Origin of the sequence: Nocardioides sp. NPDC057772 (genome assembly GCF_042798075.1) — a bacterium.
GTDB lineage: Bacteria > Actinomycetota > Actinomycetes > Propionibacteriales > Nocardioidaceae > Nocardioides.
In genome coordinates, this window is the sequence record NZ_JBHVKN010000304.1 from 1 (window position 1) to 4,071 (window position 4,071).

The window sequence follows — 4,071 nt, forward strand, 5'->3', positions numbered from 1 at the left end:
CTTGCGTAACGTCAGGCGTTGGCCTTCTCGTCCTGGGCAGCGGCCGCCTTCTCCTCGCGGTGCCAGATGACCCGCTGCGGGAACGGCATCTCGATGCCTTCGTAGTCGAGGCGGGCCTTGATCCGCTGGCGCATCTCGCGGGCGATCGCCCACTGCTTGAGCGGCAGGGTCTTGACGAGCACCCGCAGCGTGATCGAGTCGGCGGCCAGTGCCTCGACGCCGGTGACCTCCGGCTCCTCGATGATCTGACCCTTGAACTCCTCGTCGACCCACAGGTCGTGGGAGACCTCGCGGAGCACCCGCTGCACCTTGTTGAGGTCCTCGTTGTAGCCGACGCCGACGTCGATGACGGCGCGAGCCCAGTTCTGGCTGTGGTTGCCGACGGTGAGGATCTCGCCGTTGGGGATGTACCAGACCGTGCCGTCGAGCGCGCGCAGCCGGGTGATCCGCAGCGTCACCGCCTCGACCGTGCCGCTGATGTTGTTGACCTCGATGCTGTCGCCGACGCCGTACTGGTCCTCGATGATCATGAAGATGCCGGACAGGTAGTCGCGCACCAGCGACTGGGCCCCGAAACCGAGCGCCAGACCGACGATTCCGGCCGAGGCGATGATCGGGGCGATGTTGATGCCGAGCTGGTCCAGGATCATGGTGGCGAAGACCGCGACCAGGACGCCGGTCACCACGCTCTTGAACAGCGAGCCGATCGCCTGGGCGCGCTGGCTGCGGCGTGACGACGCGGCGCTGACCTCGCTCGGGTCGGCCATCTTGGTGATCTTGCCGGCCAGCGCCGGCGCCTCGACGGCGCGGCCGACGACCTTGTCGATGATCCGGTGAAGCACCCAGCGGAGCACGATCGCCAGCACGATCAGGCCGAGGATGCGCAAGGGGATGCCGATCACCCATTCGCCGAGGGTCGACCAGGAGACCGAGACCAGTGGGGGGTTCGGGGGAATGGACATGGGTTCCAGTATCCAGCGCCTTCAAGGTCTGCTGCCAATCTCCGTCCGGGCCGCTTCTCCGGCGCCGGAGGCGAGGGCAGAGATGAGAACCAGGAGGTACGCCGGTTAGTATCTGCCCCGTGAGCAACCAGATCCTGCGCCGCGCCGGCCTCTTCGGCGCCTCCGCCTCCGCCGCCGTCGTCGCCTCTGTTGCTACCGCCGGCCCAGCCAGCGCCGAGGTCCCCAACGGCTGGCCGGTCGCCGAGGAGATGACCGCCTCCGGTCTCCTCCTGCTCATCCTGCTCATCCCGGTCATCGCGACCGTGGTCATCTCCCTCGTGGTGCTCCTGCCCGGCGTGCTCCGCGGCGAGGGGCTGCTCCCCAAGCCCCACAAGCCCGACAACGACAACCTCCCCGCCACGCACTGAGCTGTTTGCGATTGCTTCGCAATTCGCGAGCGCTTTCGCTTGATCCTCGTCTTCCTCCGCTTCGTTCGTCGCTGCGCTCCTCTCTGCGCTGCGTCCAGACGAGGACCGCTTCAGCGCTGGGCTATTTGCGATTGCTCCGCAATTCGCGCAGCGCTTGCGCTTGATCCTCGTCTTCCTCCGCTTCGTTCGTCGCTGCGCTCCTCTCTGCGCTGCGTCCAGACGAGGAGCGCTTCAGCGCTGGGCTATTTGCGATTGCTCCGCAATTCGCGCAGCGGTCAGCTCGTCAGGATCACCAGCTGCTGGGTAGCGCGCGTCATCGCGACGTAGCGGTCGACGGCACCCTCGATCCCGGTCCCGTACGTCTCGGGGTCGATGAGCACGACCAGGTCGAACTCGAGTCCCTTGGCGTGCTCGGGGCTCAGGCGGCGTACCCGGCCGTCGTCCTGATCGCGTGAATCTGCGGCGATGACGCAGGCGATGCCTTCGTCGTGCTCGGCGAGCCAGGTCTCCACGATCTCGTCGAGGTCCGTGACCGATCCGTGGCGGACCGGGATGCCGGAGGCACGGATCGAGGTCGGCACGTTGGCGTCGGGAAGCGCGGCGCGGATGACCGGCTCGGCCTCGGCTATCACCTCCGCGGGCGTGCGGTAGTTGATACTCAGGCCGGCCATCTCGATCCGGTCCACCCCGACGCGCTCGAGCCGCTCCTGCCACGACTCGGTGAACCCGTGGCGCGCCTGCGCCCGGTCTCCGACGATCGTGAAGCTGCGTGAGGGGCAGCGGCTGATCAGCATCTGCCACTCGGCGTCGGTGAGCTCCTGAGCCTCGTCGACGACGATGTGCGCGAACGGCCCGGCGTACGGGTCGAGCTCCTCCGGCTCGCGCACCGAGTCGTCCAGCAGCGCTGTGCGTAGATCTTGGCCGCGAAGCATCGACATCACCTTCATGTCGGAGTCGTCGTGGCTGATCAGGTCCGAGACGACCTCGGCCTTCGCTTTGCGGTCCGCGGCCGCGGCCGCCTTTCGGGCGCCCCGGCGGCGGGACGCGTCGGGGTCGCCCAGCCGGCGGTGGGCGGCGTCGAGCAGCGGCAGGTCGGCCTCGGTCCAGGCGTGAGCGTCCGTGCGCTGCAGCAGCTTCACCTCCTCGGGCGTGAGCCACGGCGCGCACATCCGCAGGAACGCCGGCACCTCCCACAGGTCCCCGACGATGTCGGCGGGCTTCAGCCGCGGCCAGACCTGGCCGAAGACGTCGAGCAGCCCGGCGTTGGTCTCCAGCGCGGCACGCAGAGCATCGGTCGCGTCCTCGTCGACCAGCCCGTACGCGTCGAACTCGTCCTCCTCGGGCTCGTCTACCCAGTCGTCGAGATCTGCGTCGTAGTCGCGGTCGGGGTCCGTGGCGCCGTTCTCCTGGATCCTGTCGGTCACGATCCGCAGCAGCGCCTCCCAGACCTGGTCGCGGGCGTCGTTGTGCGGTGTTCCCTGCTCCGCGGCGGCGAGCGCCTCGGCCCAGTCGCTGACGCTGATCACCGCGTCGCCATAAGGAGTCTCGACGAGGGTCGGCCTCGCCGGCGGCTTCTCGTAGAGCGCCACCGCCGGCTCGATCGCCGCAACCATCCGGGCATCCGCCTTGAGCCGGGCGACCTCAGCGTCGGTCTCGGGCATCAACGAGGCACCCTCGGGCACCATCCGGCGCAGCGTGGTGGTGCGTACGCCTTCCTCGCCGAGGCTCGGCAGCACGTCCGCGACGTAGGAGAGATAGGGCTCGTGCGGCCCCACGAACAGCACCCCGCCCTTGCCCTCGCCGAGGCGCGGGTCGGAGTAGAGGAGGTACGCCGTGCGGTGCAGCGCCACCACGGTCTTGCCCGTCCCCGGGCCGCCGTCGACGACCAGCGCGCCCCGTGACGACGCTCGGATGATGGCGTCCTGGTCCGACTGGATCGTGCCCAGCACGTCGCGCATCCGTGGCGAGCGGCTGCTGCCGAGAGTGGCGATGAAGGCCGACTGGTCGTCGAGCGCCGCATGCCCCTCCAACCCCTCGGCGGTGAAGACCTCGTCCCAGTAGTCGGTGATCCGTCCGTTGGTCCAGCGGTAGCGACGCCGGCTCAGCAGCCCCCGCGGATCCGCGTGGGTGGCCCCGAAGAACGGCTCGGCCGCCGGCGAGCGCCAGTCGACCAGCAGCCGGCGTCCGTCGGTGGCGGTCAGTCCGAGGCGTCCGATGTAGATGGTGTCGCCGGAGTCGGTGACGATCCGCCCCAGGCACAGGTCCAGGCTGAACCTGCGCAGCATCCGCAGCTGCCCACCGATCCGGTGCACCTCCAGGTCGCGGTCCATCGCCTCCTGCCCGTGTCCGCCGGGGCGGCGGCGTACCTCGTCCAGCCGTGCGTTCAGCTCGGAGATCTGCTCCTCGAGACTCTGCCCGATGGCGGCGAAGTGCCGCTCGTCATCGGCGATCAGTGCCGGGTCCGCCTTGGCGTCGTGACGGCCCGCGAGATCGAATGCGTGCAACGTTGAATCCCCTGTCTGATCAGGCGTTTTACCTGTTCGAGCAGGAGATTCTGCCCCAATCCGGGGGGCTTGTTTCAAGCCCCTGGGTGCGCTATAAAGTTGATAGCGGAAGGGAGATATATCCCTTCCCTTCGTCGTTTTAGAGGCCGAGTCGGCGCATCTTGACCGAAAACAAGGCCGAGTCGGCTCGTCATGACG

General features: G+C 68.4%; 3 protein-coding genes. 1 reads left to right on the plus strand and 2 read right to left on the minus strand.

The features are described 5' to 3' along the window. Positions 1-11: 11 nt before the first annotated feature. Positions 12-962 carry a mechanosensitive ion channel family protein gene (locus ACFVJS_RS26685; RefSeq protein ID WP_378886582.1) on the minus strand — a complete coding sequence of 317 codons (951 nt, stop codon included), beginning with the start codon at positions 960-962 and terminating at the stop codon, positions 12-14. Between the two features lie 119 nt (positions 963-1,081). Here ACFVJS_RS26685 and ACFVJS_RS26690 point away from each other — a divergent pair, with 119 nt between their 5' ends. Further along, positions 1,082-1,369: a hypothetical protein gene (locus tag ACFVJS_RS26690; RefSeq protein WP_378886583.1), complete on the plus strand. Its 288-nt coding sequence runs from the start codon at positions 1,082-1,084 to the stop codon at positions 1,367-1,369. 275 nt (positions 1,370-1,644) lie between these two features. On the opposite strand, the gene helR is transcribed toward ACFVJS_RS26690, so the two are convergent. Beyond that, the gene (gene helR / locus ACFVJS_RS26695; RefSeq protein WP_378886584.1) at positions 1,645-3,873 is read right to left on the minus strand and encodes an RNA polymerase recycling motor ATPase HelR; all 2,229 of its coding nucleotides are present in this window, start codon (positions 3,871-3,873) and stop codon (positions 1,645-1,647) included. Positions 3,874-4,071 lie beyond the last annotated feature (198 nt).